General features: G+C 61.6%; 3 protein-coding genes and 1 tRNA gene. 3 read left to right on the forward strand and 1 reads right to left on the reverse strand.

The window, feature by feature from the left end:
- Positions 1-1,417, forward strand: a 1,417-nt coding sequence (locus tag ACPYOJ_RS34025) for an esterase-like activity of phytase family protein (RefSeq protein ID WP_481420175.1), incomplete at its 5' end; no start/stop codon positions are given.
- 179 nt (positions 1,418-1,596) lie between these two features.
- Here ACPYOJ_RS34025 and ACPYOJ_RS34030 read toward each other — a convergent pair.
- A complete protein-coding gene (locus ACPYOJ_RS34030) occupies positions 1,597-2,583 on the reverse strand; it encodes an aldo/keto reductase (protein ID WP_481420176.1) in 987 nt (328 codons plus the stop codon).
- Positions 2,584-2,823: 240 nt separating this feature from the next.
- Here ACPYOJ_RS34030 and ACPYOJ_RS34035 point away from each other — a divergent pair, with 240 nt between their 5' ends.
- Together ACPYOJ_RS34035 and ACPYOJ_RS34040 are read left to right on the forward strand one after the other, a co-directional pair.
- Complete coding sequence (locus ACPYOJ_RS34035) at positions 2,824-3,225, forward strand: (R)-mandelonitrile lyase (RefSeq protein ID WP_481420177.1); 402 nt, start codon at positions 2,824-2,826, stop codon at positions 3,223-3,225.
- A gap of 229 nt (positions 3,226-3,454) precedes the next feature.
- A tRNA-Asp gene (locus tag ACPYOJ_RS34040) sits at positions 3,455-3,531 on the forward strand.

A 3,531-nucleotide genomic window follows, 5' to 3' on the forward strand; every position in this document is an offset into this window, starting at 1 on the left:
GAAGAAGGACGGCGCGCTGAAGTTCACCGGCGAACTGAAGGGCGTGCTTCGCGAGCCCGACGCCGTAAAGTGGCTGGACGACAACCGTCTCGTCGTCGCCAATGAAGGCGATTATAAAGGCGGCTCGCGGGGCTTCACCATCTTCGACAAGACCGGCAAGGTCCTCTACGAATCGGGCTCCTCCTTCGAGCGCGCCGTTGCCACCACCGGCCACTATCCGGAAGGCCGCTCCTCGGCCAAGGGCGTCGAGCCGGAGGGCCTGGAGCTCGCGAAGTTCGGGGGCGACCAGTACTTCTTCCTTCTCGCCGAACGCGCTTCGGTCGTCGGCGTTTACAAGGACACCGGCGCTGAGCCGCAGCTCGTTCAGCTTCTGCCGTCGGGCATTGGTCCCGAAGGTGCGATCGCCATCCCGCAGCGCAACCTCTTCGCCACTGCCAACGAAACCGATCTCGGCGAAGATGGCGGCCCGCGCTCGCACGTCATGATCTATGAGCGTGCCGAAGGCGAGAAGGCCTATCCGCAGATCGTCACCGCGGAGAAGGACGGCAATCCGATCGGCTTTGCAGCGCTTTCGGGCCTTGCTGCCGTTCCGGAAAAAGCTGGCCAGCTCTTCGCCGTCTCTGACAGCGTTCTCGGCATGCAGCCGATGATCTACACGATCGACGCGACACAGAAGCCGGCCGTCATCACCGATGCGCTCGTCGTCAAGCGCGATGGCGCGGCTGCCCAGAAGCTCGACATCGAAGGTGTCGCGGTCGATGACAAGGGCTGGTTCTGGCTCGCTTCGGAAGGCAACACCGAGAAGCTGCTGCCGCATGCGCTCTACCACGTCAACCCGAAGGGTGAGATCAAGGCAGAGGTCGCGCTGCCGAAGGAACTGACGGACAATGAGATCCGCTACGGTTTCGAAGGTGTCACGATCATCGGTTCCGGCGACGATGCAACGCTGTGGATGGCAGTTCAGCGCGAGTGGAAGGATGACGAGAAGGGCTTCGTCAAGCTCGTCTCCTACAATCCGAAGAGCAAGGAATGGGGCGCCGTGCGCTATCCGCTCGACAAGTCCGAGAACGGCTGGGTCGGCCTGTCGGAAATCTCCGCCCATGGCGACAGCGTCTACGTCATCGAGCGCGATAACCTCGTCGGCGATGCAGCCAAGCTGAAGAAGCTCTACAAGGTCGCCATATCCGACCTGAAGCCCGCCAAGCTCGGTGGCGACCTGCCGGTCGTCAAGAAGACCGAAGCCCACGACTTCCTCAACGAGCTGAAGACCGCGACCAACGGTTACGTGCTCGACAAGCTCGAAGGCTTCACCTTCGACGCGTCAGGCAAGGCCTATGCCGTCACCGACAACGATGGCGTCAGCGATTCTTCCGGAGAGACGCTGTTCTTCCCGGTCACCCTGACCGCGACGAACTGAGCCGTCATCGACCGGACGAAATAAGAAGGCCGGGCGAAAGCCCGGCCTTTGCTTTGTTGCGGGCCCGATTTCCGTCATCCTCGGCCTTGTGCCGAGGATCTGCTGGCCGCGAGGAGTTAGATGCTCGGCACAGGGCCGAGCATGACGGAGTGGGCGTGGTCAGCCGTCTTCAGTTCAGTTTACCAGCGCTGGTGGACATGCGGCGCAACCAGCCGCTCGTAGATTTCGCGGGTGGCCTCCATCACATCATGAGACAACGGCGCGAGGCTGGCAGCCGCCGCATTGGCTTTCGCCTGTTCGGCGTTGCGCGCGCCCGGGATAACCACGGTGACCGCATCATTCATGAGGATCCACCGGAGCGCGAAGGCCGCCATGGTGGCGCCCTGCGGCACGAGTTTGCGCACCTCCTCGACAGCCTGCAAGCCAACTTCGAACGGCACGCCCGCGAAGGTCTCGCCGACATCGAAGGCTTCGCCATGGCGGTTGTAGTTGCGATGGTCGTCGCTTGCGAAGTTGGTGTCGCGGGTGATCTTGCCGGAAAGCAGACCGCTTGCGAGCGGCACGCGCGCGATCACGGCGACGTTCCTCTGACGAGCTTCGGGGAAGAACAGATGGTCCGGACGCTGGCGGAATATGTTGTAGATGATCTGGATGCTTTCAACGCCCGGAAATTCGATTGCTTTCAATCCCTCCTCGACCGTCGAGACGCTGACGCCGTAGCCCTTGATCTTGCCGGCCTTCTGCAGTTCGTTCAGTCCCTCGAACACCTCCGGCCGGTAAAGCACTTCGGTCGGCGGGCAATGAAGCTGCACGAGATCGAGACTATCGACCTGCAGATTTTTCAGGCTGCGCTCGATGAAGCCTTCGAGGTTGGCCTTGGTGTAGCCGTCGGCGACATGTGGATTGAGCCGGCGCCCGGCCTTTGTGGCCACCATCGGGCGCACGCCGCCACGGCTCTTCAGGACCTCGGCGACGATCTTTTCCGATCGGCCGTCACCGTAAACGTCGGCTGTATCGATGAAGGTCATGCCGGCGTCGAGCGCGGCATTGAGTGCCGCCCGTCCATCAGCCTCGCTGACATCGCCCCAGGAACCGCCGATCTGCCACGCGCCGAAGCCGACATTGCTTACCGAAAACGGCATACGGCCGAAAGAATGCTGTTTCATGGGAATCCTCCATTCGTAATAAAAAGCTCGCACGGCGACTATCAGCCGGACACCGACCCGACAAGCGCGCACGCCGGAAAATAGGGCGGCGGCTTACTTCTTCGAGAACGCCGTCCGGTGGACCTGTTAAGGGGCGGCAATGGCAAACCGGAGCGCAACGCGTCCCTGCTGCACTTCAAATGAGGTCACCGATAACCTAGCTTCTGCAGAAGCGGATCAATCAACGAAGAGAGACTCATCATGGAAATCAAGGCAGCCGGTTCCCGGCCTTCGGCAAAAGGTTCCTCCGACTATTTTGTCGGCGCCGTGCGGCTGGATCCGTTGATCGAAGCACCGGACCCGGCGCGGGTGAGGGCCGCCCATGTCACGTTCGAGCCGGGAGCACGCACCGCGTGGCACACGCATCCCTTGGGGCAGACGCTTATCGTTACGTCGGGCAAGGGACTCGTTCAGAGCTGGGGAGGAGAAATTCAGGAGATTCGCCCGGGCGACACCGTCTGGTTCGCGCCCGGTGAAAAACATTGGCATGGCGCTAGCCCGGAAACGGCGATGACGCATATCGCGGTCCAAGAATCACTCAACGGCAGCGTTGCGGACTGGATGGAGCAGGTCAGCGACGAGCAATACGCCGGACGGGCCTAACCGGCTGCCAGCGTCAGTAAAATGCAGCGGACGACCGGCGGCCTGAGCCTCGCTGCCCGCCGCTCTCGCTGGGCTCTAGGCTTTGCTTTGAAAACAATTTCCGGACTGTCATGGTTTTGTCTCCAAACCTGCTTGACACTAAAAGGCGAACCCCTTAGTTAGCCGCTCATCGAAGCGGCCAGCCCGTTTCGAAAAGGATGCGAAAGCTCCGGATGACTTGAAATGAAGTGCGGGTGTAGCTCAGTCGGTTAGAGTGCCGGCCTGTCACGCCGGAGGTCGCGGGTTCGAGCCCCGTCACTCGCGCCA

The organism is Rhizobium sp. SVR5-9E, from assembly GCF_056755095.1.